This is a genomic window from Devosia sp. GW821-FHT12F11 (genome assembly GCF_058806655.1).
In genome coordinates, this window is sequence record NZ_JBXAPX010000005.1 from 296,399 (window position 1) to 319,780 (window position 23,382).

Sequence of the window (23,382 nt, forward strand, 5' to 3'; positions counted from 1 at the left end):
GCGCTTTCGAACCGGAAAAGTCTGCAACTTTTCCTGAAAGCGCTCGGAGGAGACGCCAAATGAGGCAGACGTGGCGCTGGTTCGGTCCGGCGGACCTGGCAAGCATCGATGACATCGTGCAGGCTGGCGCTGAGGGCGTGGTGACCGCGCTGCACCATGTGCCCAACGGGGTGGTGTGGAGCGCCGAGGAGATCGGCAAGCGGCAGCAGCAGATCAGGCAACGCAAGGACGGCACGCCCTCCGGCATCGCCTGGGACGTGATCGAAAGCCTGCCGGTGTCCGAGGACATCAAGAAGCAGAAGGGCGCGTGGCGCGAGCACATCGCCAACTACCAGCAGAGCCTGAGGCACGTTGCGGCGGCGGGGCTCAGGACCGTCTGCTACAATTTCATGCCGGTGCTCGACTGGACGCGCACGGACCTCCGCTACCAGGTGGCGCATGGCGGCACCTGCATGCGGTTCGACATCAACGATTTCGCGGTGTTCGAAATCCACATCCTCAAGCGCAACGGTGCGGCAGAGAGTTTCGCGCCGGAGGTGGTGGCCGAGGCGGCGCGCCGTTTCGCGAGCATGGACGACGCGGCGCAGCAGCAGCTGTCGCGTAACGTCACGATGGGTCTGCCCGGCTCGACCGAGAGCATGACGCTCGACGATGTCAGGGCCCACCTCGCGGAGTATCAAGGCATCTCGCCCGACCAGCTCCGCCGGCATTTCGTCGACTTCCTCTCCGAGGTCGTGCCGGTGGCCGAGGAGGTCGGGGTGCGGCTCTGCTGCCACCCGGACGATCCGCCGTTCCCGCTGCTTGGCCTGCCGCGCATCATGTCGACGGCCGCCGACTACCGGCACATTCTCGATGCCGTCGACAGCCCGGCCAACGGCATGACCTTCTGCTCGGGTTCGCTCGGCGCCCGTCCCGACAACGACCTGCCGGCGATGATGAAGGAGTTCGGGCCGAAGGTGCATTTCCTGCATTTGCGGAACGTCCGCCGCGAGAGCGACGCCATTTCCGGGTCGTTCTACGAGGATGAGCACCTGGCCGGCAGCACCGACATGGTGCCGCTGATCGCGGCGATCCTCACCGAGGAGGCTCGGCGCAAGCGCGAGGGCCGCGAGGACGCGCAGATCCCGATGCGCCCCGACCACGGGCAGGACATCCTCGACGATCTCGGCCGCCGGGCCCAGCCGGGCTATCCGACCATCGGCCGGCTCAAGGGTCTCGCGGAACTCCGCGGCGTGATGACCGCGCTCAGTCACCGCGAGTTCGGGCTCGGGGTTTGATGGCGCCAATCCGCTTCGGCCTCGTCGGCGGCGGCTGGCGCGCCGAGTTCTTCACGCGCATCGCGCGGGAACTACCGGAGCGGTTCCAACTGGTGGGCGTGGTACAGCGCGACCCCGCCAAGGCCGCGGCATTCGCAGCGCAATGGGGTGCGCCGGCCTTCGCGAGCTATGCGGAGCTTGCCGCCGCGGGGCCGGATTTCGTGGTGCTCTCGGTGAAGGCCGAGGCGCATCTCACTATCCTCACCGAACTGCACCGGCTCGGCCTCGCGGTGCTGTGCGAGACCCCGGCGGCGCTCGACGTCGAGACCATGGTGGCGATCTGGCGGCTGGTGGAGCAGGGTTTTAGGCTGCATATCGCCGAGCAATACCTGTTCCAGCCGCTGCATGCGGCGCGGCTGCAGCTCATCGCCAATGGCGGGCTCGGCCGGGTCAGCTTCGCCCGCGTTTCGGCGGCGCATGGCTACCATGGCGTCAGCCTGATGCGGCAGTTCCTCGGCATTGGCTTCGAGGATGCCGTCATCCGCGGCAAGGCGTTCGATGCCCGGGCGCTGGAAGGGCCGAACCGCTTCAACTGGCCCGACAGCGAGCGCTTCGTCAGCACCAGGCAGACGCTGGGCGAGTTCGATTTCGGCGACAGGCTGGGGCTGTTCGATTTCACCGACGTGCAATACCGCTCGCCGGTACACTCGCATCGCGTCGTCATTCGCGGCGACCGTGGCGAGATCGCCGATCTCGAGGCGCGGGTGATGCCGGTTTATGGCCAGCCGCTGACTCGAGCTTTCACCCGCAATGAATCCGGCCGCTACGGCAACCTGTTCGGTTACGCGCTCGAAGCGATGCTGTGCGGCGACGAGGTGGTGTGGACCATGCCGTATCCCAATGCGCGGCTGATGGACGACGAGATCGCCATCGCCGTGGCGATGGAGAAAATGGGGGCGCTGGCGCGCGGGCAGGGTGAGGGGCCGTATCCTTATGCCGAGGGTGCGCAGGACCAGTATCTGTCGCTGCTGATGCACGAAGCGGCGAGGACGGGCGAGACGGTGCGGAGTGTGCGGCAGCCCTGGGCGGGCTGAATCCGGCACCTAGTGGGCGCGGTCGCTTCTCCCCTCAGGGGAGAGGGGGCGCCGACTGCGCGTTCAGCGCATTACCCCTCCGGCAACCCCGTCTCACTCCGGATGAAAGCCGCCACCTTGCGCAGGTCCTGGCCTTCCCCCGTCTCCGAATATTGCCGCGACTTCAGCGCCAACTGGATCCTCTGCCCATCGGTCAGCGTCAACCAAAGCACGTCGTGGCGCGGCCGCTCGGCGTGGTCTTCGGTCACCTTGAGCGCCGCGACCTCATCGAAGCCCAGCTCGAGCACCACATCCTTGCCCCGGTCGTGCTTCCGCTCGGGGCGGATGCGGCGGGTCTTGGGGTCGAAGGCGGTGACGATGCTGGTGGTGTGGGGCCTGAGGTACAGCACCGCCGCGGCGACGAAGGGGGCGGCGATGCAGATGGCGGCCGAGACCAGGCGAAAGGTCGGATCGGGGATCTGCTGGTCGAGCATGAAATAGAGCAGCGCTGACACCACGACGGCGCCGGCGAGCCACATGGCCCGCGGCGGCTGCTGGTGGGTGGCATAAAGGGTCAGCGCGCCGTTATTGCGCCTCAGGTCGATCATCTCGCAGCCTCGACTAGTCCTCGAGCAGGTAGGCGCCCTTGCGGCCGCTAAGCGGTGTCTTGCCGACGATCTTCATGATGCCGGAGCCGCGCGGCGCATATTTGGCCATGGCGCGCGACAGCACCAGGCCATCGGTGCCGGCGAGGATCGGGGTGCGGGCCATGAAGGCTTCCGGCCCGTCGAGCGCGATCAGATCGGCCACCGGCTGGCCCTTGCTGACCCGTTGTCCGAGCTCGACGCGATAGGCGACGAGACCGGGGCGCTCGGCCCGGACGATCTCGGTGGCATCGAACCGCGTTGCCTCCGACAGCGGCGCCGGGCGTGCGCCCGGGTCGGCGTCGATGAGGTTGCGCTCGCACAGAAATCCCCAGAGCCGGCGAGCATCGTCGGCGCCGAAATGATCGAACACGTCGGCCTGGCCGCGATATTCGAGTGTCGCGGTGGCGCTCGCCATCGGCACAGGTTTGCCCGGGTTGGCCAAAGCCACCTTGCGGTAGAGCTGCGGCAGCACCTCGTCGAACGAGCCGCCGCCGCTGTCGGCGGCGGTCAGCGTCGCGGCGGCGCCCATCCAGTCGCTCAGATCCTGCAGCTCCGGCATCAGCTCGGGCGAGGTGAAGATGTGGATCAGCGAGTCGTCGTCGCAGTGAAGGTCGAAGACGAATTCGGCATCGTGGGCTTCCTTCAGCACCAGCAGGCGCAACTGCTCGTTGGCGGTGCGCGGCTGCTGCGCATCGATCCAGTTCGAGACGGCCTTGCGGATCAGATTGACGTTGAAGCGCTCATCGTCGGACAGCCTGCCGTTGAGCTGCGAACGCACTGCGGCGAACAGGTCGGGCCAGCGGCGGTTGAAGTTGATGCCGGTATTGGCGTCGTAGCGGCCGATATGGCGGCGCAGCGAAAAGGTCGCCATGCCGAGCGGATTGACCAGCGGCATCACGGTGAAGCGGGCGCGCAGCAGCCCCTGGTCATCGGCCTGGCGCAGCATGGGCAACAGGTGGTGCAGCACCATGGTGCCGGGGTGCTCGTCGGCGTGCAGGGCGGCCTGCAGGTGCACCTTTTCGGGCGCATCCCCGGGGCCGATGACGTAGTAGGTGAACTCGGTCACCGCGCCGGGCGTATCGCCCCTGAGCGGTACGACCTTTCTCTCGAATGCCATCGGCTACCCCCGGATCCAGCGCGGCGAGAATCGGATCGCCGGCGCTTGCGGCAGGTGTCGCATGAGATGGCGATAGACGCGCCCGAAAACGAAGAAAATGATCATCGAGATGCCGAGGAAATAGAGCCCCGCCACCGGGAAGTGGAGGAAGGCGTTGTAGTCCCTTTCGAACAGCTCGCCGGCCTTGTTCATCAGGTCCTTCTCGTCGTTGATGACCGGCAGGGTGAAGTAGACCAAAGCCGTGGTGTGGAACAGCACCACCACCTCGTTGGTGTAGGCCGGCCAGGCGAGGCGGAGGACATTGGGCCAGGTGACGGCGCGGAACAGCTGCAGGCGGTTCATGCCGAAGGCGCGCGCCGCTTCGATCTCGCCCTTGGGCACGTTCATCATGGCGCCGTGGAGGATGTTGGCGGTGTAGGCGGTGGTGTTGAGCACCAGCACCGCCGGCCCGAGGATCAGCGGGTTGAGCACGATCCAGTCGATGCCGAGCGGCTTCCACAGGCTGAGGTTGAAGGCCAGCGCCAGCGAGTAGAACATGAACAGCTGGATGAAGAACGGTGAGCCGCGGAAGGCGTAGATGAAACCGCGGCTGAGGCTCGAGACCAGGCCGTTGGACGAGCCCTTGCCCAGCGCAACGAAGATCGCCAGCACGAAGCCGATGGGGATCGAGGCCGCGGCGAAATAGATGTTGAACAGCGCCGGCTTGGCGAGGATCACCAGGTCGTTGGCGATGGCGGTAATCAGCTCCATCAGCTTGCTCCCGTCGTGGCCATGCCGCGCCCGGCCCAGCGCTGCAGCACTGCAAACAGCTTTTCGGAGAGGAAGGTCAGGACGATGTAGAAGATCAGCAGCACCAGGTAATAGGCCCAGCGCCAGTCGGGGTGGACGAGCCCTGCCGAGCGGGTGAAATTCGGCGATCCGAGCCGATCGGCCCACAGCACGATATCGGAGATCTGCAGCAGCGACAGCAGCGAGGTCGCCTTGATCAGCAGCATCCAGATGTTGGAGAGGCCGGGCAGGGCATAGGCCCACATCTGCCGGATATGGACGCGCAGCAGCACCTGCAGCGGGCTCATGCCATAGGCCCGGGCGGCCTCGAGCTGGCCGCGCGGCACCGAGTTCATGGCGCCCGAAATGACGTTGCCGGCAAAGGCGCCATAGACGATGCCGAGCGAGACGCCGGCAAGGATCAGGTACTCGAAACTGCCGAAGATCAGGTTTGCCTCGGGGCAGAGCGGCCAGCGGCCCTCCGCCAGCTGCTCGGGCGAGCAGACCGCCTGGGCGCGGATCCATTCCACCGCCTGCTCGAAGGCAAGCGGGAAGAACAGGAAGAACAGCACGTCGGGGATGCCGGGCAGCGAGTTGGTATAGGCCTTGCCGGCAAAGCGGAAGGCGGCGAAGCGCGAGTTGCGGCCGGCCGCCGAGAGCACGCCGAGCCCCAGCGCCACGGCCGCACCGATGGCGCCGGCGGCCAGCGTATACTGCACGCTCGCGTACCAGCTCAGATGCTTGCCGTTGGTGAAGTAGCCCAGCCAGAACAGCACGTTCTCGCCGAGAACGTCCCGGAGCCATAGGGGCAGGAGATCGACCATAGGGGTCCTGTAAAGCAACAGGGGCGGGAAAACCCCGCCCCCGCCATTACGTGAGGGTTCAGCCGCCTGCGAAGATCGGGCCCGGCGCCTTGTCCGGGAACCACTTGATGATCAGGGCGTCGAGCGAGCCGTCCTTCTTCATTTCGTCGATGACACCGGTCAGCTTGTCGCGCAGCTCCGTATCGGCCTTGCGCAGGCCCGCGCCGACGCCGTTGCCGAGCATCACTTCGGGGCCCACCACTTCGATGGCGCCGCCCGAACCGGCAACGATCTCCGAGATGTAGGAGCCGTCGGCGAGCACCACGTCGACATTGCCGGCATTGAGGTCGGCCAGCGCCTGGTCGGCGGTCTCGAACGACTTGATGGTGTTGTTGGCGCCGAAGGTGGTCTCGGCGAAGCCGGCCTGGATGGTGCCGCCCTGGACCCCGATATTCTTGCCCGAGAGCGCGTTGAAATCGAGCTGGGTGCCGGTGCGGACCATGTAGTTGGAAGGATCGGGCGGGAAGTAGTTGGTGGTGAAGTCGATGGTCTGCTTGCGCTCGTCGGTGATCGACATGCCGGCCATGATCAGGTCGTAGTTGCCGGCGACGAGGTTGGGGATGATCGAGTCCCACTCGTTGACCTGGAAGGTGCATTCGAGCGCGGCGCGCTTGCAGATCTCGTTGCCGAGGTCGATCTCGAAGCCGGCCGGCTTGCCGCTTTCATCGAGGAAGTTCCAAGGCGCATAGGCGCCTTCCGTGGCAATGCGGATGGCCTGCGCATTGGCGCCGGTCGCGAACATGGCGAGGGCTGCCGCCGCTGCCGCCAGAACGAACTTGTTCATAGTCTCTCCTGTCACACCGCCGGTCTTGGCCGGCGTTCTGGCCGGTCCCACCACCGGCTGATTGGGTTGTGCCGCCCGTCGGGCGGCACATGAAGCGCAACGCTAGCGCTTTTTACCGTTCGGTCAATCGTTTGCGAATTGTTGCAATCAGCCGTGGCCGGCGGCGCTGAGGAACTGCTTGAGGCGGGCCGAGCGGGTGGCGCCGAACACTTCGGCCGCGGTGCCTTCCTCCTCGATCTTGCCCTGGTGCAGGAAGATGACGCGGTCGGCGATGGTCTTGGCGAACTGCATGTCGTGGGTGACGAGGATCATGGTGCGGCCTTCGTCGGCCAACAGCTTAATGACCCGCAGCACCTCCACTTCGAGCTCGGGGTCGAGCGCCGAGGTCGGCTCGTCGAACAGCATGACCTTCGGGTTGATGCAGAGCGCCCGGGCGATGGCGGCGCGCTGCTGCTGGCCACCCGAGAGCTGGCTGGGGTAGCTCGCGGCCTTCTCGCGGATGCCGACCTTGGCCAGCATTTCCAGCGCTTCGGCCTGAACTTCCGCCTTGTCGCGCTTCTGCACCCGCAGCGGCGCTTCCATGACATTGCCGAGAATGGTCATGTGGCTCCACAGGTTGAACGACTGGAACACCATACCGAGCTCGGAGCGGATGCGGCGGATCTGCTGCTCGTCGGCGGGCCTTCGGTGCGGCGGGTGGCCGGTGAGCGCGATCTCCTCGCCGCCGACCTTCACCGTGCCGCTCTCGGGCACTTCGAGCATGTTGATGCAGCGCAGCAGCGTCGATTTGCCCGAGCCGGAGGAGCCGATCAGCGCCACCACCTCGCCCTGGCGGGCGGTGAGGGAGACGCCCTTCAGCACCTCGAGCGGGCCGTAGGATTTATGGAGATCGACGATTTCGACGACGGGCGGGGCGAGGGGGTTCTGCATCCGCCGCACCAAAGCCAATGGCGGGGCGTGTGGCAAGGGTTTTGCGGAACCGAGCCCCCGGCGAAGCGTTAGTCCGACAGCAGCCACCCGGTACGGTGGCTGGTTTTCCTCAGCAGAAAAAGGAGATTGCAGATGAATTGGAACCAGATGGAAGGCAACTGGGAGCAGTTCAAAGGCAAGGTCCAGACCCAGTGGGGCAAGCTGACCGACAACGACCTTGATATCATCAAGGGCAACCGGAAGCAGCTCAGCGGCAAGATCCAGGAACGCTACGGCAAGGCCCAGGAAGAGGCCGAGCGCGAAGTCGACGACTGGTTCAACCGCCTGCACTAAGCGGTTCAGACAGCTATGAAAACTGAGCCCCGCCTCGGCGGGGCTTTTATTTGTTTCAGTGCCCCTTGTCCCTATCCTCCAGCGTTCCGAAAGCGCGCACCTCGACCGGTGCCCGGCAGGCGACTGCCGCCCGTTTCCCCCAGTCGAGCGCTGCGTCCATGTCGGGAAGCTCCAGCACCCAGAAGCCGCCGATGTGCTCCTTAGTCTCGATATAGGGGCCGTCGGTGACGAGCAGGCCGCCCTCGGGCTTACGGCGGACGGCTTTGGCCGCGCCGGGGCGATCGAGGCCGCCGACGAACATCACGATACCCGCCGCCTGCATGGCGACGTTTAGGTCGGCGATGTCGCGGCGCGTCTCATCGCTCTCTGAGTTCGGTTCGAAATCATCGGGGTGATGGATGGCGACGAGGTACTGGGTCATGGCTGTCTCCTCAGGACGGGCAAGGCTTCTCTCCTAATCGAACCAGGCGGTCCGGATTCGACAGCGGGGCCACGAATTTCGCTTGCCGGGCGCGCAAAAGCTAGCGGCCCCGTCCACTTGGACGGAGCCGCTGCCACCTCAGACCGCGGACCCGGCTTGGGACGGTCTGAGTTTCTCGCGCGCTCTTACGAAGCGCGCCGGAACAGGCCGATGATCAGCGAGATCACCAGGAAGGCGAGGAACAGGAAGAACAGGATCTGCGCGATACCCGACGCGGTCCCCGCGATACCGCCAAAGCCGAGGACGCCAGCGACCAGCGCGATGACCAGGAAGAGCAGAGCGTATTGCAGCATTCTCGTTACTCCATCGATCCGTCAGGGGAGTAACGACCGGGCGTGGGTTGGGTTCCCGGTTGGCTTGCGCCGATCTTCAAGGCCCCCCTTCGAGGGGAGGGCTATCGCATATGAACAGCCGCCGGGCTCTCCGTGCTCCTCCCCTGGTACGCGGTGAAGGAGCACCGAGGGTGCAGGGTTAACCCCCATATCGAGGGGAGGGAGCGAGAGCCCTGCGGCTCCGCGCAAAAAAGAGCCGGGCAGAGCCCGGCCCAAATCCGGAGGGGCGTCCGGAGTTCGTCAGGCCGCGGCGCGCGAGCCTTCGTCGAAGAACAGCGCCTGGCTGATCAGCGCCCGCACCATGTCGGGGTTGAACGGCTTGGTGACGAGGAAAGTCGGTTCCGGCCGTTCGCCGGTCAGCAGCCGCTCCGGGAAGGCGGTGATGAAGATCACCGGGATCGGATGGGCGTGCAGGATATCGTTGACGGCGTCGATGCCCGAGGAGCCGTCGGCGAGCTGGATATCGGCGAGGATCATACGCGGCTGGGTCTTGTGGTAGAGCGCCACCGCCTCCTTGTGGGTGCGGGCAATGCCGACCACACGGTGGCCGAGACCTTCGACCATCTGCTCGATATCCATGGCGATCAAAGGCTCGTCTTCGATGATCAGGATATCGGTCGCTACCTGGCGTGAGATATCTGCCGAAGCCTGAGCGAGGAGGTCAGCGAATTCGGCTGACGTGACACTGAGGATCTCGGATGCCTCATCGTGGCTGAAGCCCTCGACTGCCACCAGCAGGAAGGCCTGCCGCGGACGGGGTGCGAGGTTGGCGAGGTTTGCCGCTGCCCGCGACTCCCAGGGAAAGGTCGAACTCGGCTCCGGCACTCGGATGGCTGAACTGGAGAACAGCGCCGAATAGAGCTTGTAGAGCGCAATCCGGTCGTTGCTGGCTTCAGGAAAGATGCTGAGATCGGCGATCAAAGCCTCAAGGGTCGCCGCTACATAAGCGTCCCCCGAAGTCTGCGAGCCGGTGACGGCGCGCGAAAACCGGCGCAAATAAGGAAGATGCGGTGCGATCCGCGTGGAAAGGGACATCGACAATCTACTCCCGTGACGCTTTTAGAGCCTACCATGCTGAAGAACGGGGATGCGGAAAACTTGGTTCCAGCATGTTCGGAACTTTTTTTGCCACCGCGCATTTAGTTTGCCGCGGCTGGAGTATGGGGCGTCAGATCCTGCTGTGGGGCGAAGGGTTTATGCGAGACAAGACAACAATGAATGATTTGGGCATGCTACGGCGGCGCCGCGACGATGGACTGGGGCCAAATTCCGACATCGGTAACAAGCTTCGAGCGCTCTATGGAGCGGTACAGAGCGAAGAAATCCCATCAAAGCTGATCGACCTGCTTGAGCAGCTCGATGCGGTGGAAAAGCAGTCCAAGCCCGCGAAGGGTAAATAGCGCCATGGAAGCCGAGAAGCCGAGCTTCAAGCGAGAACTGCTGTCCACACTGCCAAGTCTGCGCGCCTTTGCGGTGTCGCTGTCCGGGCGGCACGACAAGGCGGACGACCTGGTGCAGGACACGGTGATGAAGGCCTGGGCGAAGCAGGACAGCTTCGAGATGGGCACCAACATGAAGGCATGGCTGTTCACCATCCTTCGCAACGAGTTCTACAGCCAGATGCGCAAGCGTGGCCGCGAGGTGCAGGACACCGACGGCGCCTTCACAGAGCGCATGGCGGTGCATCCATCGCAATATGGCGTGATGGACCTGGGCGACTTTCGCCGGGCGCTCGACCAGTTGCCTGACGACCAGCGCGAAGCGATCATCCTGATCGGGGCCTCCGGGTTTTCCTACGAGGAGGCGGCCGAGATCTGCAAATGTGCGATCGGCACAATGAAAAGCCGAGTCAGCCGGGCTCGCACCAAACTGCAGGAACTGCTCAAGGTCACCGGCGAAGGCGATTACGGGCCAGACGCGGTGTCGGCGCAGGTCACCACCTTGCCGCGCTTCACATAGATCGCTCGGCCATCGGGCTCGACAGGCGATCCCTGTCGAGCTCGGCTTGAAAGCTCAGGGGCTACGCTGCCTCGCGGCGGCGCATGCCGCTAACAACGCCTCAGTGTCGAACGGCTTAGCGAGTGGGGTCGCGCCGGTGAACATTGCTTGGACTGCCTGGTCAGCCGAAGTCACGACGACGGGAACGCGGGCGGCGCGCAGGGCGGCGCAGAGCGCCACGGCATCGGCGCTGCCGAACCGCGCCTCGATCACCGCAAGGGCAAAGGCCGAAAGGTCGAGGGTGCGAGCGGCGTCTGCGTCGCCTTTGATCGTGACGTCGGCGGCCCCCGCAGCGCGCAGCGTCTGTTCGATATCGGCGGCGACGAGATATTCGTCCTCAACGACGAGGGCATGCAATCCGTGCATTTATGGTTCCATGACGCGGTGGTTGGGCGCATCGTCCACAGCCCTCGCGCCTGGGTCATTTAACAAAGACATGCACCTTGGAAGTTTGGCCCGTTCCGGCAGTTGCGTTCCCCCGCCATTGGGGCATGCTGCGGCAACCATCCAGTCGTGAGCACTGCCCTGGCCACCGTCGCCCATGCCCGCCGCATCCCTTGTGAAGCGTGTCCCCTCAGGGATAACGAGCACTTTCGCGATTTCACGCCGGAAGAGCTGAAGTTCGTGTCCAGCTTCAAGCGCGGCGAACTGGTGAGCGAGCCCAGTTCCACCATCCTCGCGGAGGGGGCGCACAGCGCGCAACTGTTCACCTTGCTCTCGGGCTGGGCCTTCCGCTTCAAGACGCTGGAGGATGGGCGCCGGCAGATCCTCAACTACCTCTTGCCTGGGGACCTCGTTGGTCTGCAGGGTTCGGTGATCGGCGAGATGGAGCATTCGGTGGAGTCGTTGTCGCCGGTGGTGTTGTGCGTGTTCCAGCGCGATACCCTGCCGACGCTGTTCGAGAACCATCCCGGCCTCGCCTTCGACGTCACCTGGCTCGCCTCGCGCGAGGAGCGGATGCTCGACGAGAACCTGTTGAGCGTCGGGCGCCGCAGCGCCATGGAGCGGGCGGCGTACCTGATCGCATTCCTGTACCAGCGGTCCGAGCAGGTGGGGCAGGCCAAGGCCTCGAAACGCCTGATCCCGATCACCCAGCAGCACGTGGCCGACACGCTCGGGCTGTCGATCGTCCACACCAACAAGACGTTGCGCAAGCTGGCCGAGCGGCAGCTGATCCGCTGGCATGACCGGGCCTGCGAGGTGCTCGACCCGGAGGCGCTGGCCGACATCGCCGGCTGGAGCGGCCTCACCGACCGGAAGCGGCCGCTGATATGAAGGGTCGCATTGTTGCCACCGCCCGGAGCTAGGCATGTACCGATCATTGCTTGGTCCGGGGGGCAACGCCGGACTGTCCAGCACCATCCCCCGATGAGGACGGCGCCTTGATGCTTGATGTCAGCACTCAGCCCGTCGAAGCCGTTGCGCCGCGGCGCGGCATCGTGCGGCGCATCGCCATTTTGGCCTCGCTGACGCTGGTGCTGGTGGCGGTGGCGGCGTCGCTTTACATGGTGCGGACCGTCGACAGCCAACTCGCCGACATCGCCAAGACCTACGAGATCCGGCGGCAGGCGCGCGAGCTGGTGCTGGCGGTGGTCGATGCCGAAACCGGGCAGCGCGGTTATCTGATCACCCGGGACCAAGCCTATCTCGACCCCTACAATGTCGCCGTCGGCAAGCTGAGCCAGACCTATCAGAGCCTGTTATCGTTGATCAGCGACAACCCGACACAACTCAGTCGCATCGAGGGGCTGGTGCCCGATCTCGATGCGAAGCGGGCCGAAATGGCGCGCACCATCGAGCTGATGTCTTCGGGCCAGAGCGCCGAGGCGCTCGCCTTGCTGCGCTCCGACACCGGGCTCGAGCTGATGGAACGGATCCGCACCGTGCTGCGCCAGATGATCGGGGAAGAAGACGCCAAGCTGATCGAGCGCAACGGCCGGATGGAGTTCTACCGACAACTGCTGGTCGCCACCATTCTTGCTGCCCTCGCCGCGGCGGCCATTCTTGCCTATTCGCTGTTGTCGCGTTCGCAGCGCAAAGTGGCGGCCCTGGCGCAGCAGCAGAACCGGTTGCGCACGGTCAACGAGGAACTCGAGGCGCATGTTCGCGCCCGCACCGCCGAAGCCGAGGAAGCGCGCGGCCATGCCGAGCGCGAGCGGGCCCGGCTCGAGACGCTGCTGCAGGATACCAATCACCGGATCGGCAATTCGCTGGCGACGGTGTCGTCGCTGCTCGGCCTGCAGCTGGCGCGCACCTCGTCGGACGAAGTGCGCAACGCGCTGGAAGCGGCCCAGCTCAGGGTGCAGGCGATTGCCTCGGGCCACCGGCGGCTGCGGCTCGGGCCCGACCTCGAAACCACCGACGCGGCCGAGTTTCTCACCGACGTGATCGATGACCTCGCCGCCGCCATGCCGCCCGACAAGGCCGTAACGTTCGAAAAGCACCTCGAGCCGATGATCATCCCGGCGCGCGATGCGACGACGCTGGGGATCGTGGTCAGCGAGCTGGTCACCAATGCACTCAAGCACGCCTTTGCCGAAGGCCAGGCCGGCACGGTGCATATCCGCTTCGAGCGGGGCGAGGACGGGATCACATCGCTCACCGTCGAGGATAACGGGCGCGGCATCGGCGCCAAGAATGGGCAGGAGGGGCTTGGCGCGCTGATCGTCAAACAGCTGGCGCGGCAGTTCGGTGGGAGCGAGCCGGAATACCGGGCGCGGGAGGGCGGCGGGACCGCGATCACGGTGAAGCTGCCGCGACTGGATGTGCCGGCGGAGTAGGGTAAGGTCGATCGGAGCGATCGGCCTGTGCACTTCAGCTGCGGCGGAACCCGGGGCCAGGCGGGGCCGTTGCGCTGGAGACCGGCCAATCGTGGGGGCAACATGCATTTCGTCGGGGTGTTCAACAAGGACGGCGGCACCTTTCGCACCATGGACATGGCGGCGTTCGTCGCCTCGGCCGAACGGATCTTTGCCGAACACGGCCAGAGCATCGAATGCCGGGTGGTCGGCGGCGAGCAGTTGATTGCGGAGCTCGAGCGCGCGGCTGCCGATCCGGCCTCCGAAGTGGTGCTGGCGGGCGGCGGTGACGGCACGATCTCCGCTGCGGCAGGCATCTGCTTTGCCCACAAGATGGCGCTGGCGGTGCTCCCGGCCGGCACGATGAACCTGTTTGCCCGCTCGCTTGGCGTGCCACTGCAGCTCGAAGCCGCGCTCGGCGCGATAGCGCGGGGGCAGGTTGCGGCGGTCGATATCGCCACCGCCAACGGGCGGCCGTTCGTCCACCAGTTCTCGGTGGGGCTCCACTCGCGGCTGGTTCGTATCCGCAACGAGCTCACCTATCACAGCCGCTGGGGCAAGATGCTGGCCAGCCTCAGGGCGGTCGGGCTGGCGCTGTCGCGCCCACTGGTGTTCGACGCCGAAATCAGCACCCGGCAGGGCACCGAGCGGCGCAAGGCGACCGCGATCGCCGTCTCCAACAATGTGCTGGGGGAGGGCCACGTGCCCTACGCCGAGGCAGTCGATCGCGGCGTGCTCGGGGTCTATGTGGTCAAGCCCATGCCGCCGGCGGAGCTGGCGCGACTGGCGCTGTCGCTGGCCTTCGGCAACTGGAAGGCGCATCCGCTGGTGTCCGAGCGCGAGGTGGCGCAGGTGAGCCTCCGGTTCCCGCATCGCAAGGCGTCGGCGCTGGCGGTGATCGACGGCGAACTCATTCCGCTCGAAAGGCAGGTCGATCTGAGGATCCATGCCGGCGGGCTGAAGGTCATGCTGCCGGCAGTGGATGCAGCGCCGGAGCGCGAGGACCCGCAGATCGAAGCGGCTTGAAGACGCCGGCTGCACCACAGCGCCCCCTCGCCCCTGTGGGGGGAGGGGGCGCACTGTGGACTGTCCGCGCAAACTACGACGCCCCAAATACGAACACCCCGCCACTTGGGCGGGGTGAGCAATCTACTCGAACTCTTGCACTCAGAGGCTTGCTGCCCCTGCTTCCACCGGCTCCTGGCCCAGCTTGCGCAGGGCGTTCTCGATGGCCTTCAGGTCTTCGCCATCGTCGCCGTCGACCGGGGTCATGCCTTCGGTGGCGCTACGCTCCTTGGAGAGGGAGTCCGCCTCGAGCTGACGCAGGATGGTGATCTTCTCAGCATCCGCAATGTGGTCGTCGGTCAGAATGGTCACGATCTTCCGTTTGATGTGGGTCATAGCTCACACTCCTGGAAATCTTTCGTTGGCCTCACCCGCAGTCAGTGCAGGTGCATCAGATAACGCGGGCCGTTTGACCCGGTTCCCGACAAATGACGGAAGTGATCAGTCCGGATCGTGGCCGTTGCTGTGGCCATGCGAGTTGCCGGGCTTGGACAGGAGATACGCCGCGGCCAGCGCGCCGCCGATCGGAATGCCGATCTTTCGCATCAGGTCCGACTTCATCACCAATGGCAAAGCGGTAAGGGCCGCGGTGGTGACCAAAGCGGTCTTTTCGGCGGCATTGCGGCGCTGCGCCGCACGTTTTTTGGCGATGCTGTCGATAATGGCGATAGCCGCATAGATACCCAGTGAGATCACCAGCGCCCCGGCGGCGATCACCAGCGGCGCGATGATGGGGCCCCACATCAGCGTGAACCAGGCATTGAGCGCCACCAGCACGAAGACCAGTGCGATCAACGCAAAGAGCGCCACGGCCGACCAGGCCATGGCGTTCCGCTTGAAATGCTCGAGCAACTCGTCGACCTCGATCCCGAGGACCGACGCCGCCAAAGCGAGGAGGTGCATGGGCCTACCTCGAAACGACGGCGAGAACGAAGCCCAAGGCGATGGCGCCGGCAACGGCGGTCAGCGGCTTTTCGCGGATGGTGTCCTTGATCTGCTTTTCGAGCTGGCCGAACTCGTCCTGTACATCCTCGATGGCGCTTTGGCCGCTGCTGGCAAGGTTCTTCACCTCGCGCTTGGCCAGCTTCTGGGCATCGTGAACCTTGTCCTCGGCGAGGCTCGCCAGTGTCGCCGCGATCGACTTCAGGTCGGATTGCAGCTGCTGCACCTGGGCCGAGAGGTCGTCCTCACGGCTTTGGCTTTGCCGTGCCGCAGCGCGGCGTGGACCATTGGCGGCGCGGCGGGCTGGGGTTTTTGCAGCGGCAGTGCGGTTGGGGGCCATATCGGTGGTCGAAGCCATGTTCTGGACTCCTTTTGAGGACTGAAAGTCACAACGCGACCGGTCGTAATCAGGTTCCAGTCTAGCTGTGCCGGCGGATTGCTCGTTTGCGTTAGATCAAAACAAGTGCACCCCAGTCCGGGGGCGAACTGGGGTGCGATGGCGAGCCGCAAGGGGGGCGACCTTGGCTCGCAGAAGCCCGTCAGAATACGCGCATCAACACGAGGATGATGACGATGACGAGCACGACGCCGAGAATACCGGAGGGGTAAGCTCCCCAGGAGCGGGAGTAGGGCCAGGCCGGTATGGCGCCGATCAACAGCAGGATCAGCAGAATGATGATGATCGTGCTCAAGGTCATAGGGATTCTCCTAGAAGACTGACAGGAGGAGGGTCGCGGCTACGGCAAGGATGCCTGCGGCAGGGACGATCGCCGCAAGGACGGCACCGTAGTGCGTACGCCCGTCATATCCTTCAGGGATCCACGCGACGGCCGAGCGGGCGGCATGTTCCAGGTTGGCGATCTCAAGTTGGGTCATCGCTCTCGTTCCTCTGCATGGTGCTGCCGGAGGGAGGGCCGGCAGACACGCCGCTCGTTGGCGCGTCAGCCCAATAACGGAGCCCGCCACAATTGGTTCCGGGGCGGGTTGAAAAGTGTGATTGGGAGCGGTGGAGGTGCAGAATCCTCACCCGCCCCCCGGGGGCGGATCACGGAGAGAGCGGTGTGTGAGGCGCTCTATTCGACCCGCACCACGTCGACCGATTGCTTGGCCGTATGGCCGCCGCTGGTGCGGAGCACGCCGACGATCGGCGAGATGTCGGAATAGTCGCGGCCGTGCCCGATGGTGATGTGGTCGGGGCCGGCCAGCATGGCGTTGGTGGGGTCGAACTCGAGCCAGCCGGAATGTTGGCCGCACCAGACGCGCACCCAGGCGTGCATGGCGTCGGCGCCTTCTAGCCGTGGCTTGCCCTTGGGCGGAATGGTGCGGAGGAACCCCGAGACATAGCCGGCGGGGATGCCGAGGCCGCGCAGCCCCGCGATCATCACATGGGCAAAGTCCTGGCAGACGCCGCGCTTCAGCGCAAAAGCCTCGACCGGGCCGGTATCGACCTTGGTGGCGTCCTTGTCGTAGCGGAAATCGCGGTGGATCCTGAGGCAGAGATCCATCGCCGTGGCGTAGACCGATTGATCGCCGGCCGCCGAGTTCCGGGCGTAATCGGTGATCTCAGGGGCGAGCGGGATGCGCGGTGAGGCGGAAAGGAAATGCTGCGGCGAATCCGGCGCCACCGACCAAAGCGCCGCCAGTTCCTGCTTCAACCCGGCAAGCGTAGGGGAGAGATCGACCGGGGTCGCCAGATCCTCGACCTGCACCCGGGCCGTGAGCCGCACATCGAGATGATCGTGCCGGCCGGCGTACGCGATGGTGGTGACGAGGTTGCCGAAATAATCGGAGAAGGTGGTTTCCTGCTCGGGGCGCGGTTCGAACGACAGCGACGAGGCGATGACCCGCTGCGCGTTGGGAATAGAGATCGGGGCGACACGGACCAGGTGGCGGTCGCCATGCACCGAGGCCTTGTAGTCGTAGTGCAGTTCGAGCCGGACGTCGTAGAGCACGGCTCGCCTCCTCAGACGAAATAGGCGTCGGCAATGAGCCCGGCGAGATTGCCGATCTCGATGCCCAGCCGGTTGATCTTCGACGTCGTCATGTCCTCGGGCTCGGTGACGCGCAGCTCGGTATCGAGCGTCAGCGCGGCCTTGGCCGCCATGGACAAATGCCCGTCCTCGAGGCCGCCGGGCAGCTGCTCGAGCTGCTGGTAGAGTTCGGCGATCTGGAACCGCACCGAGCGCGGGTTTAGCGGGTCGAGGACCAAAAGGTCGACATAGGAATTGACCCCGGCGCTCACCGCATAGCGGCGGCGATGCGTCATGACGCTGTCGCCGACTTCCAGCAGCAGGTCGAGCGCCCCCTCGGGCGCGCCCTTGCGCGTACACCAGGCGACACTGTGGGCGATCTGGATGCCGCGCTCGAGCCGGCGGCCGATCTCGAGGAAGCGCCAGCCGGCAAAACGGTACATGTTTTCGTGCACGAGGCCGGAAAAGCCCGCGAGCTTGCGCAGCAGCACGGTCATGGCGCGGGTCGCATCGTCGCCGGGCAGCACGCGCTGCGAGAAGCTTCGGGCGGTCTTGCGCAAATCGGTCAGGGCCAGCCAGCCATCGGGCGAAAAGCGGTCGCGGATCTGGCTGGCGCTGTGCACGGCGCTGTCGATGGCAGCGAGCAGGCCCGGCGGCAGCGGCACCGCCGCATCGACGCCGATGCCGTCGAGATAGGCCCGGGTATCGGTCAAGATCGCCTGGTCGGTGTTGGAGATCTCGGCCAGCCGAGCGTTGTAGGCGCGGAGAATCCGCACCATGGCCTCACAGCGTTCGGCGTAGCGGCCGAGCCAGATCAGGTTGTCGGCGGCGCGGCTGGGGAGGCTCCCCGAGGACATGCGGACCAGCTTTTCGCCTTCGGTCGGCAGCAGCGTGACCCGCTCGACGGGTTGCTTGCTCACCACCCAGACGTCGGCCGCCTGGCCGCCGCGCTGCATGGCGATGGCGGTCGAATCCTGGGTCGAGCCGACCCGGGCGAAGCCGCCGGGCATCACCGTCCAGCCCTCGCGGGTGCGGGCGGCATAGACGCGCAGCGTCATCGGCCTCGGCTCGAGCTTGCCGCCGACATAGACCGGAGCAGTGGAGAGCTGCACCTGCTCCTGGCCGACAAAGCGGCCGCCTTCGGTTTCGAGCCGGGCGCGCAGCGCCTGCCGCTCGGCTTCGGGCAGCGCACCGCCAACCACGGTGCCGCGCTGATCCTCGATGGCGAGGCCGGTGGCGAAGGCCGACCCAACCATCATCGTGTTGAAATTGTCGATGACGTGCTGCCGTTCGGCCGCGCCACCGCACCACCAGGTGGCGATCGAGGGCAGCTCGAGCTCGCGCCCGGTCAGCGCCCGGCAGAGGTTGGGCATGAAGGCCGAAAAGGCGCGGGTCTCGAGGATGCCGGTGCCCAGTGCATTGACCATCGAGATGGTGCCCTGGCGCAGCGCCTCGGTGAGACCGGGCGTGCCGATATGGCTGTCATAGCGCAGCTCGAGCGGATCGACGAAGCTCGCATCCATGCGCCGCCACAACACGCTGATCGGCTGCAGGCCGGAGACGGTGCGCACCATCACCTGGCCATTGTCGACCACCAGGTCCTCGCCCTCGAGCAGGGTGAAGCCGAGATAACGGGCGATATAGGCGTGCTCGAAATAGGTCTCGTTGTGCTGGCCCGGCGTCAGGATGCCGACCCGGCCATCGGTGGCGATGCCGGTCAGCGCGTCGCGGAAGCCACGGAAGAAGCCGGCGAGCCGATGCACATGCATCTCGCCATAGATATCGGAGAGGGCGCGGGTGGTGGCGACGCGGTTCTCGACGGCAAAGCCGGCGCCCGACGGCGCCTGGGTGCGATCGCCCAGCACCCACCAGCCGCCATCCGGGCCGCGGCCGAGCTCGAAGGCGCAGAAATGGAGGAAATGCCCGCTGGCCGGACGAACCCCGACCATCGGACGCAGAAACTCGTCGTTGCGCGCGATCAGCTCGGGCGGCAGCAGGCCGCGCTGCACCAGTTGGTTATCGCCATAGATGTCGGCAACGATGGTTTCGAGCAGCTCGGCGCGCTGCGTCAGGCCGTGCGTGATGGTGAGCCACTCGCTCTCGTCGAGGATCAGCGGCACATGCGCCAGCGGCCAGGCGCGCTCCTTGCCCTCGGCGCCATCATATTTGCGATAATAGACGCCGGCATCGCGCAGATATTGGTCGGCGCGCTCGAAGCGGCCCGCCAGTTCCTCGTGCCCGAGCTCGTCGAGCGCCGAGATCAGCGGCGCCCAGCTCGGGCGGATCTGCCCCCCAGCGTCGAGCATTTCGTCCGGAACACCCGGCAACAGCTTGTAGTCGGCAACAAGGCTCGGCGCCCCGCGCTTTCTAGCCTGCCGTTGATTCCGCTTATCCATGGGGAAATAGCGCTAGCGGATGCGGGTGGAATGGCAAGGGGGAATTGGCGGGAATGGGTAAGATTGGGGGAGAGTGTGCTGACTGAAGCAGACGGCCCCCTCCCGGCCTCCCCCATGAAGGGGGAGGTGAAGAGTTGAGGCTCTGTCTTCGATCGTGCCTAACGCGCGACGCGGCACCTCCCCCTTCATGGGGGAGGCCGGGAGGGGGCCGTCTCTATCAGTCAGCCCCTAGACCGGCACCCGCAAATCCAGCGTCAGCGGGAATTCCGCCGAGCGTTCCTCCGTCGGCGGCACGAACGCCCCCGGTGTATGGCCATTCGGCACGAACCGAGCCAGCCGCCGTGCCTCCGCTTCGTTGCCGTTGACCGGGAAGGTCTCGTAGTTGCGGCCGCCCGGGTGCGCCGTGTGGTAGGTGCAGCCGCCGATCGAGCGGGCCGACCAGGTGTCGTAGATATCGAAGTGCAACGGCGCGTTGACCGGCAGCACCGGGTGCATGCCCGAAGCGGGGTGCCAGGCCTTGTAGCGGACGCCGGCCACGGCGACGCCGGCCTCGCCGGCCGGGGTCAGCGGCACGGCGCGGCCGTTGGCGGTGACCTGATAGCGGCCGGGGTTGAGGCCTTCGAGCTTTACTTGAAGACGTTCAACCGATGAATCAACAAAGCGCACCGTGCCGCCGATGGCACCCTGCTCGCCCATCACGTGCCAGGGCTCGAGCGCCTGGGTCAAGGTGAGCTTCATCCCCTCGACCTCCACCTCGCCGCAGAACGGGAAGCGGAACTCGAGCTGTGCCGCGAACCATTCGGGGTCGAGCGCAAAGCCGTTGTCCCTGAGGTCGCCGAGCACATCGAGGAAATCGGCCCAGACGAACTGCGGCAGCATGAAGCGATCATGCAGCGTCGTGCCCCAGCGGGTGAACTTGCCTTGCTTGGGCGCTTTCCAGAAGCGGGCGATCAGGGCGCGGACCAGCAGCTGCTGCGCGAGGTTCATCCTGGCATTGGGCGGCATCTCGAAGCCGCGGAACTCTACCAGCCCGAGCCGGCCGGTCGGGCCGTCGGGCGAATAGAGCTTGTCGATGCAGATTTCCGAGCGGTGGGTGTTGCCGGTGACATCGACGAGCAGGTTGCGGAACAGCCGGTCGACCAGCCAGGGGCGCGGCGCCGGGCCCTGGTCGGGGGCCGGCACCTGCTTCATGGCGATCTCCAACTCATAGAGGCTGTCGTGCCGGGCTTCGTCGATGCGTGGCGCCTGCGAGGTGGGGCCGATGAACAGCCCGGAGAACAGGTAGCTCAGTGCCGGATGCTGCTGCCAATGGAGGATCAGGCTCTTCAGGAGATCCGGGCGGCGGAGGAAGGGCGAATCCCCCGGGGTCGAGCCGCCGACCACCACGTGGTTGCCGCCGCCGGTGCCGGTATGCTTCCCGTCGATCATGAACTTGTCGGCGCCGAGCCGGGCCTGCCGGGCCTCCTCGTAAACGGCGGTGGTGGTAGCGACGCACTCCTCCCAGCTGGCGGCCGGGTGGATGTTCACTTCGATGACGCCGGGATCGGGCGCGACGCGGATGACATTGAGGCGTGGGTCGTAAGGCGGGGCGTAGCCTTCGACATGGATGGGGAGGCCGAGGGTCTTTGCCGCCTCCTCGGAGGCGGCGATCAGCTCGAGATAATCCTCGACGGTCGAGACCGGCGGCAGGAAGACGCAGAGCCGACCCTCGCGCAGTTCCACGGTGATGGCGGTGCGGACGGTCGAGTCGATCTCGTCCAGCACCTGCTCGGTGATTTCCTGGGTGATCGTGGGGTCGGCGGTGAAGGTCGAGGGCTGGGCATGGTGGCCGACGCGCACTTCCACCGGCTGCTGCAGCAATTCCTCGACCTCAGGCAGGTCGAGCACGGCGATCAGCGGATCGCGCGGCACCACATGCGGATAGGCAGTGGGCGCGACATGCTTCAGCGAGCTCAGCGGCAGGCGGTAGCCGACCGGCGAGTCGCCGGCGGCGAGGAACAGTTTTCCGCGACGCGTCCGCCATTTCTCGGTGATCCAGCGGTTGGTGCGGTCGGGCAGGGCGTTCCAGCGCTGCACCGGCAGCACATAGCCGGTGGGGTTGTTGAGCCCGTTGTCGAACACCCGCGCCATGCGGGCCCGCGCCTCGGGGTCGGCGAGCTCGGAATTGGCCGGGTCGACATTGGGCGGTAGCCGGGCTTCCTTCACCAGCCAGTCGCCCGGATCCTCATAAGCGGCGTCGATGGTTTCGGTGCCGACGCCGAGATTGGCGGCGATCTCGCTCAAAAGGCGTTGGTCGTCGCCGGGCTTGGCCGCGGTGGGCACGCCCTCATGGGCGAACAGCGTCTCGTCGCGCCACACCGGCTTGTTGTCGCGGCGCCAGTAGAGCGAAAAAGTCCAGCGCGGCAACGTTTCGCCGGGGTACCATTTGCCCTGGCCGTAATGCAGCAACCCGCCTGGGGCGAAGCGCTCCCGCAGTCGCCGGATCAGCGCATCGGCCTTGGCCCGCTTGGTCGGCCCGACCGCATCGGCATTCCACTCACCGGCTTCGAAATCGTCGATCGAGACGAAGGTCGGCTCGCCGCCCATGGTGAGGCGGACATCGTGCTTGACCAGCTCGGCGTCGACTTCGCGGCCCAGCGCGTTGAGCCGGTCCCAGCTCTCGTCGGAGAACGGCTTGGTGATGCGCGGATGCTCGGCGACACGGCTCACCTTCATGTCGAAGGCGAACTCGACATTGGCGAAGCTGGTGAAGCCGGAGATCGGCGCGGCATTGCGATAATGCGGGGTGGCGGCGAGCGGTACATGGCTCTCGCCGGCCAGCAGGCCGGAGGTCGGGTCGAGCCCGACCCAGCCGGCGCCCGGGAGGTAGACTTCGCACCAGGCGTGCAGATCGGTGAAATCGTGGTCGGTGCCGGCGGGCCCGTCGAGCGACACCAGATCGGGCTTCAACTGGATCAGGTAGCCGGAGACGAAGCGCGCGGCGAGGCCGAGATGGCGCAGTGCCTGCACCAGCAGCCAGCTCGAATCGCGACACGAGCCCTGGGCGCGGGTCAGCGTTTCCTCAGGCTCGAGCACGCCGGTTTCGAGCCGGACGATATAGCCGATCTCGCGCTGCACCCGGGCATTGAGCGCTGTGATGAAATTGACCGTGTTCATCGGCGTGCGGTCGACGCCGCGGAGGAACTCGGTGAGCAGCGGGCCCGCCGGCTGCGGCTTCATATAGATGGAGAGATCGTCGCGCAGCTCTTCGGGATATTCGAACGGCCAGATCTCGGCCCGCTCCTCGACGAAGAAATCGAACGGGTTGTAGACCGTCATGTCGGCGACGAGGTCGACCTCGATCTTCAGCTCGGTGACCGGCTCGGGGAAGACGTGGCGGCTGAGATAGTTGCCGTAGGGGTCCTGCTGCAGGTTGACGAAGTGGTTCGACGGCGACACCCGCAGCGAATGGCTCAGCACCTTGGTCTTGGATTGCGGCGCGGGCTGGAGCCGGATGATCTGGGGCTGGAGGACGACCGGGCGGTCGTATTTGTAGTGCGTCAGGTGATAGATCGCGGCTTTGATCGACATACGGTCGGACGCTCGCTACTGAGGCACAGAAACTTCCCGATGCGACGATAGCATAGAAG

Annotated in this window: 26 protein-coding genes; 8 read left to right on the forward strand and 18 right to left on the reverse strand. The window is 65.8% G+C overall.

Annotated features, from left to right (window positions below; genetic code table 11):
- The first annotated feature begins 59 nt into the window (after window positions 1–59).
- Window positions 60–1,277 (forward strand): mannonate dehydratase, encoded by a 1,218-nt coding sequence (gene uxuA / locus AC1ROK_RS16895; RefSeq protein ID WP_492848972.1) that lies wholly within the window; start codon window positions 60–62, stop codon window positions 1,275–1,277.
- Complete coding sequence (locus AC1ROK_RS16900) at window positions 1,277–2,350, forward strand: Gfo/Idh/MocA family protein (protein WP_492848974.1); 1,074 nt, start codon at window positions 1,277–1,279, stop codon at window positions 2,348–2,350. The genes uxuA and AC1ROK_RS16900 overlap by 1 nt, the downstream gene beginning before the upstream one ends.
- A 71-nt stretch (window positions 2,351–2,421) precedes the next feature.
- Here the strand turns inward: AC1ROK_RS16900 and AC1ROK_RS16905 are convergent, their stop codons facing one another.
- From AC1ROK_RS16905 to AC1ROK_RS16930, 6 genes are all read right to left on the reverse strand, one after another.
- Window positions 2,422–2,937, reverse strand: a complete 516-nt coding sequence (locus AC1ROK_RS16905; RefSeq protein WP_492848976.1) for a hypothetical protein — start codon at window positions 2,935–2,937, stop codon at window positions 2,422–2,424.
- Window positions 2,938–2,950: 13 nt separating this feature from the next.
- Window positions 2,951–4,093 (reverse strand): succinylglutamate desuccinylase/aspartoacylase family protein, encoded by a 1,143-nt coding sequence (locus AC1ROK_RS16910; RefSeq protein WP_492848978.1) that lies wholly within the window; start codon window positions 4,091–4,093, stop codon window positions 2,951–2,953.
- A 3-nt stretch (window positions 4,094–4,096) separates the two neighbouring features.
- On the reverse strand, window positions 4,097–4,843 hold the full coding sequence (locus AC1ROK_RS16915) for an ABC transporter permease subunit (protein ID WP_492848980.1): 747 nt from the start codon (window positions 4,841–4,843) through the stop codon (window positions 4,097–4,099).
- Complete coding sequence (locus AC1ROK_RS16920; RefSeq protein WP_492848982.1) at window positions 4,843–5,685, reverse strand: ABC transporter permease subunit; 843 nt, start codon at window positions 5,683–5,685, stop codon at window positions 4,843–4,845. The genes AC1ROK_RS16915 and AC1ROK_RS16920 overlap by 1 nt, the downstream gene beginning before the upstream one ends.
- Before the next feature lie 58 nt (window positions 5,686–5,743).
- Window positions 5,744–6,508 (reverse strand): transporter substrate-binding domain-containing protein, encoded by a 765-nt coding sequence (locus tag AC1ROK_RS16925; protein WP_492848984.1) that lies wholly within the window; start codon window positions 6,506–6,508, stop codon window positions 5,744–5,746.
- A gap of 147 nt (window positions 6,509–6,655) precedes the next feature.
- Window positions 6,656–7,438 carry an ABC transporter ATP-binding protein gene (locus tag AC1ROK_RS16930; protein WP_492848986.1) on the reverse strand — a complete coding sequence of 261 codons (783 nt, stop codon included), beginning with the start codon at window positions 7,436–7,438 and terminating at the stop codon, window positions 6,656–6,658.
- A gap of 132 nt (window positions 7,439–7,570) precedes the next feature.
- Here AC1ROK_RS16930 and AC1ROK_RS16935 point away from each other — a divergent pair, with 132 nt between their 5' ends.
- Entirely contained in the window at window positions 7,571–7,771 is a 201-nt protein-coding gene (locus AC1ROK_RS16935; protein ID WP_492848988.1) for a CsbD family protein, read from the forward strand.
- A gap of 55 nt (window positions 7,772–7,826) precedes the next feature.
- On the opposite strand, the gene AC1ROK_RS16940 is transcribed toward AC1ROK_RS16935, so the two are convergent.
- The 3 genes from AC1ROK_RS16940 to AC1ROK_RS16950 all read right to left on the reverse strand — a co-directional run bounded on the left by AC1ROK_RS16940 (window position 7,827) and on the right by AC1ROK_RS16950 (window position 9,619).
- Window positions 7,827–8,192 (reverse strand): YciI family protein, encoded by a 366-nt coding sequence (locus AC1ROK_RS16940; RefSeq protein ID WP_492848990.1) that lies wholly within the window; start codon window positions 8,190–8,192, stop codon window positions 7,827–7,829.
- Between the two features lie 185 nt (window positions 8,193–8,377).
- The gene (locus tag AC1ROK_RS16945) at window positions 8,378–8,545 is read right to left on the reverse strand and encodes a DUF1328 domain-containing protein (protein WP_492848992.1); all 168 of its coding nucleotides are present in this window, start codon (window positions 8,543–8,545) and stop codon (window positions 8,378–8,380) included.
- A gap of 279 nt (window positions 8,546–8,824) precedes the next feature.
- Window positions 8,825–9,619 carry a response regulator gene (locus tag AC1ROK_RS16950; RefSeq protein ID WP_492848994.1) on the reverse strand — a complete coding sequence of 265 codons (795 nt, stop codon included), beginning with the start codon at window positions 9,617–9,619 and terminating at the stop codon, window positions 8,825–8,827.
- A gap of 74 nt (window positions 9,620–9,693) precedes the next feature.
- On the opposite strand from AC1ROK_RS16950, the gene AC1ROK_RS16955 reads away from it, so the two are divergent.
- Window positions 9,694–9,984, forward strand: a complete 291-nt coding sequence (locus AC1ROK_RS16955; RefSeq protein ID WP_492848996.1) for a NepR family anti-sigma factor — start codon at window positions 9,694–9,696, stop codon at window positions 9,982–9,984.
- A gap of 4 nt (window positions 9,985–9,988) precedes the next feature.
- Window positions 9,989–10,543, forward strand: coding sequence for an RNA polymerase sigma factor (locus tag AC1ROK_RS16960; RefSeq protein WP_492848998.1), 555 nt, complete (start codon window positions 9,989–9,991; stop codon window positions 10,541–10,543).
- 54 nt (window positions 10,544–10,597) lie between these two features.
- Here AC1ROK_RS16960 and AC1ROK_RS16965 read toward each other — a convergent pair whose 3' ends face one another.
- Window positions 10,598–10,948, reverse strand: a complete 351-nt coding sequence (locus tag AC1ROK_RS16965) for a hypothetical protein (RefSeq protein ID WP_492849000.1) — start codon at window positions 10,946–10,948, stop codon at window positions 10,598–10,600.
- Window positions 10,949–11,095: 147 nt separating this feature from the next.
- Between AC1ROK_RS16965 and AC1ROK_RS16970 the strand changes: the two genes are divergently transcribed.
- The 3 genes from AC1ROK_RS16970 (at window position 11,096) to AC1ROK_RS16980 (ending at window position 14,406) form a co-directional block, all read left to right on the forward strand.
- Window positions 11,096–11,857, forward strand: coding sequence for a Crp/Fnr family transcriptional regulator (locus AC1ROK_RS16970; protein ID WP_492849002.1), 762 nt, complete (start codon window positions 11,096–11,098; stop codon window positions 11,855–11,857).
- Window positions 11,858–11,967: 110 nt separating this feature from the next.
- Window positions 11,968–13,362 (forward strand): sensor histidine kinase, encoded by a 1,395-nt coding sequence (locus AC1ROK_RS16975; RefSeq protein WP_492849004.1) that lies wholly within the window; start codon window positions 11,968–11,970, stop codon window positions 13,360–13,362.
- A gap of 102 nt (window positions 13,363–13,464) precedes the next feature.
- Window positions 13,465–14,406, forward strand: coding sequence for a diacylglycerol/lipid kinase family protein (locus tag AC1ROK_RS16980; protein ID WP_492849006.1), 942 nt, complete (start codon window positions 13,465–13,467; stop codon window positions 14,404–14,406).
- A 141-nt stretch (window positions 14,407–14,547) separates the two neighbouring features.
- Here the strand turns inward: AC1ROK_RS16980 and AC1ROK_RS16985 are convergent, their stop codons facing one another.
- The 8 genes from AC1ROK_RS16985 to AC1ROK_RS17020 form a co-directional block, all read right to left on the reverse strand.
- Entirely contained in the window at window positions 14,548–14,781 is a 234-nt protein-coding gene (locus AC1ROK_RS16985) for a hypothetical protein (protein WP_492849008.1), read from the reverse strand.
- 105 nt (window positions 14,782–14,886) lie between these two features.
- On the reverse strand, window positions 14,887–15,348 hold the full coding sequence (locus tag AC1ROK_RS16990; RefSeq protein ID WP_492849010.1) for a hypothetical protein: 462 nt from the start codon (window positions 15,346–15,348) through the stop codon (window positions 14,887–14,889).
- A 4-nt stretch (window positions 15,349–15,352) separates the two neighbouring features.
- The gene (locus tag AC1ROK_RS16995) at window positions 15,353–15,745 is read right to left on the reverse strand and encodes an ElaB/YgaM/YqjD family protein (protein WP_492849012.1); all 393 of its coding nucleotides are present in this window, start codon (window positions 15,743–15,745) and stop codon (window positions 15,353–15,355) included.
- 181 nt (window positions 15,746–15,926) lie between these two features.
- On the reverse strand, window positions 15,927–16,085 hold the full coding sequence (locus AC1ROK_RS17000; RefSeq protein ID WP_082434138.1) for a DUF3309 family protein: 159 nt from the start codon (window positions 16,083–16,085) through the stop codon (window positions 15,927–15,929).
- Window positions 16,086–16,095: 10 nt separating this feature from the next.
- Window positions 16,096–16,263: a hypothetical protein gene (locus tag AC1ROK_RS17005; protein ID WP_492849014.1), complete on the reverse strand. Its 168-nt coding sequence runs from the start codon at window positions 16,261–16,263 to the stop codon at window positions 16,096–16,098.
- A 197-nt stretch (window positions 16,264–16,460) separates the two neighbouring features.
- Window positions 16,461–17,339 (reverse strand): transglutaminase family protein, encoded by an 879-nt coding sequence (locus AC1ROK_RS17010; RefSeq protein ID WP_492849016.1) that lies wholly within the window; start codon window positions 17,337–17,339, stop codon window positions 16,461–16,463.
- Window positions 17,340–17,350: 11 nt separating this feature from the next.
- Window positions 17,351–19,753, reverse strand: coding sequence for a circularly permuted type 2 ATP-grasp protein (locus tag AC1ROK_RS17015; protein ID WP_492849018.1), 2,403 nt, complete (start codon window positions 19,751–19,753; stop codon window positions 17,351–17,353).
- A gap of 228 nt (window positions 19,754–19,981) precedes the next feature.
- Window positions 19,982–23,323 (reverse strand): transglutaminase family protein, encoded by a 3,342-nt coding sequence (locus AC1ROK_RS17020; RefSeq protein ID WP_492849019.1) that lies wholly within the window; start codon window positions 23,321–23,323, stop codon window positions 19,982–19,984.
- Window positions 23,324–23,382: the final 59 nt, after the last annotated feature.

Coding starts and splice junctions, on each gene's coding strand:
- AC1ROK_RS16930 (WP_492848986.1), bottom strand. CDS start 7,438: ATGCAGAACCCCCTCGCCCCGCCCGTCGTCGAAATCGTCGATCTCCAT.
- AC1ROK_RS17015 (WP_492849018.1), bottom strand. CDS start 19,753: ATGGATAAGCGGAATCAACGGCAGGCTAGAAAGCGCGGGGCGCCGAGC.
- AC1ROK_RS16980 (WP_492849006.1), top strand. CDS start 13,465: ATGCATTTCGTCGGGGTGTTCAACAAGGACGGCGGCACCTTTCGCACC.
- AC1ROK_RS16900 (WP_492848974.1), top strand. CDS start 1,277: ATGGCGCCAATCCGCTTCGGCCTCGTCGGCGGCGGCTGGCGCGCCGAG.
- AC1ROK_RS16990 (WP_492849010.1), bottom strand. CDS start 15,348: ATGCACCTCCTCGCTTTGGCGGCGTCGGTCCTCGGGATCGAGGTCGAC.
- AC1ROK_RS16960 (WP_492848998.1), top strand. CDS start 9,989: ATGGAAGCCGAGAAGCCGAGCTTCAAGCGAGAACTGCTGTCCACACTG.
- AC1ROK_RS17005 (WP_492849014.1), bottom strand. CDS start 16,263: ATGACCCAACTTGAGATCGCCAACCTGGAACATGCCGCCCGCTCGGCC.
- AC1ROK_RS16985 (WP_492849008.1), bottom strand. CDS start 14,781: ATGACCCACATCAAACGGAAGATCGTGACCATTCTGACCGACGACCAC.
- AC1ROK_RS16910 (WP_492848978.1), bottom strand. CDS start 4,093: ATGGCATTCGAGAGAAAGGTCGTACCGCTCAGGGGCGATACGCCCGGC.
- AC1ROK_RS16975 (WP_492849004.1), top strand. CDS start 11,968: ATGCTTGATGTCAGCACTCAGCCCGTCGAAGCCGTTGCGCCGCGGCGC.
- AC1ROK_RS17020 (WP_492849019.1), bottom strand. CDS start 23,323: ATGTCGATCAAAGCCGCGATCTATCACCTGACGCACTACAAATACGAC.
- AC1ROK_RS16920 (WP_492848982.1), bottom strand. CDS start 5,685: ATGGTCGATCTCCTGCCCCTATGGCTCCGGGACGTTCTCGGCGAGAAC.
- AC1ROK_RS16905 (WP_492848976.1), bottom strand. CDS start 2,937: ATGATCGACCTGAGGCGCAATAACGGCGCGCTGACCCTTTATGCCACC.
- AC1ROK_RS16955 (WP_492848996.1), top strand. CDS start 9,694: ATGTTCGGAACTTTTTTTGCCACCGCGCATTTAGTTTGCCGCGGCTGG.
- AC1ROK_RS17000 (WP_082434138.1), bottom strand. CDS start 16,085: ATGACCTTGAGCACGATCATCATCATTCTGCTGATCCTGCTGTTGATC.
- AC1ROK_RS16995 (WP_492849012.1), bottom strand. CDS start 15,745: ATGGCTTCGACCACCGATATGGCCCCCAACCGCACTGCCGCTGCAAAA.
- uxuA (WP_492848972.1), top strand. CDS start 60: ATGAGGCAGACGTGGCGCTGGTTCGGTCCGGCGGACCTGGCAAGCATC.
- AC1ROK_RS16925 (WP_492848984.1), bottom strand. CDS start 6,508: ATGAACAAGTTCGTTCTGGCGGCAGCGGCGGCAGCCCTCGCCATGTTC.
- AC1ROK_RS16915 (WP_492848980.1), bottom strand. CDS start 4,843: ATGGAGCTGATTACCGCCATCGCCAACGACCTGGTGATCCTCGCCAAG.
- AC1ROK_RS16950 (WP_492848994.1), bottom strand. CDS start 9,619: ATGTCCCTTTCCACGCGGATCGCACCGCATCTTCCTTATTTGCGCCGG.
- AC1ROK_RS16945 (WP_492848992.1), bottom strand. CDS start 8,545: ATGCTGCAATACGCTCTGCTCTTCCTGGTCATCGCGCTGGTCGCTGGC.
- AC1ROK_RS16940 (WP_492848990.1), bottom strand. CDS start 8,192: ATGACCCAGTACCTCGTCGCCATCCATCACCCCGATGATTTCGAACCG.
- AC1ROK_RS16935 (WP_492848988.1), top strand. CDS start 7,571: ATGAATTGGAACCAGATGGAAGGCAACTGGGAGCAGTTCAAAGGCAAG.
- AC1ROK_RS16965 (WP_492849000.1), bottom strand. CDS start 10,948: ATGCACGGATTGCATGCCCTCGTCGTTGAGGACGAATATCTCGTCGCC.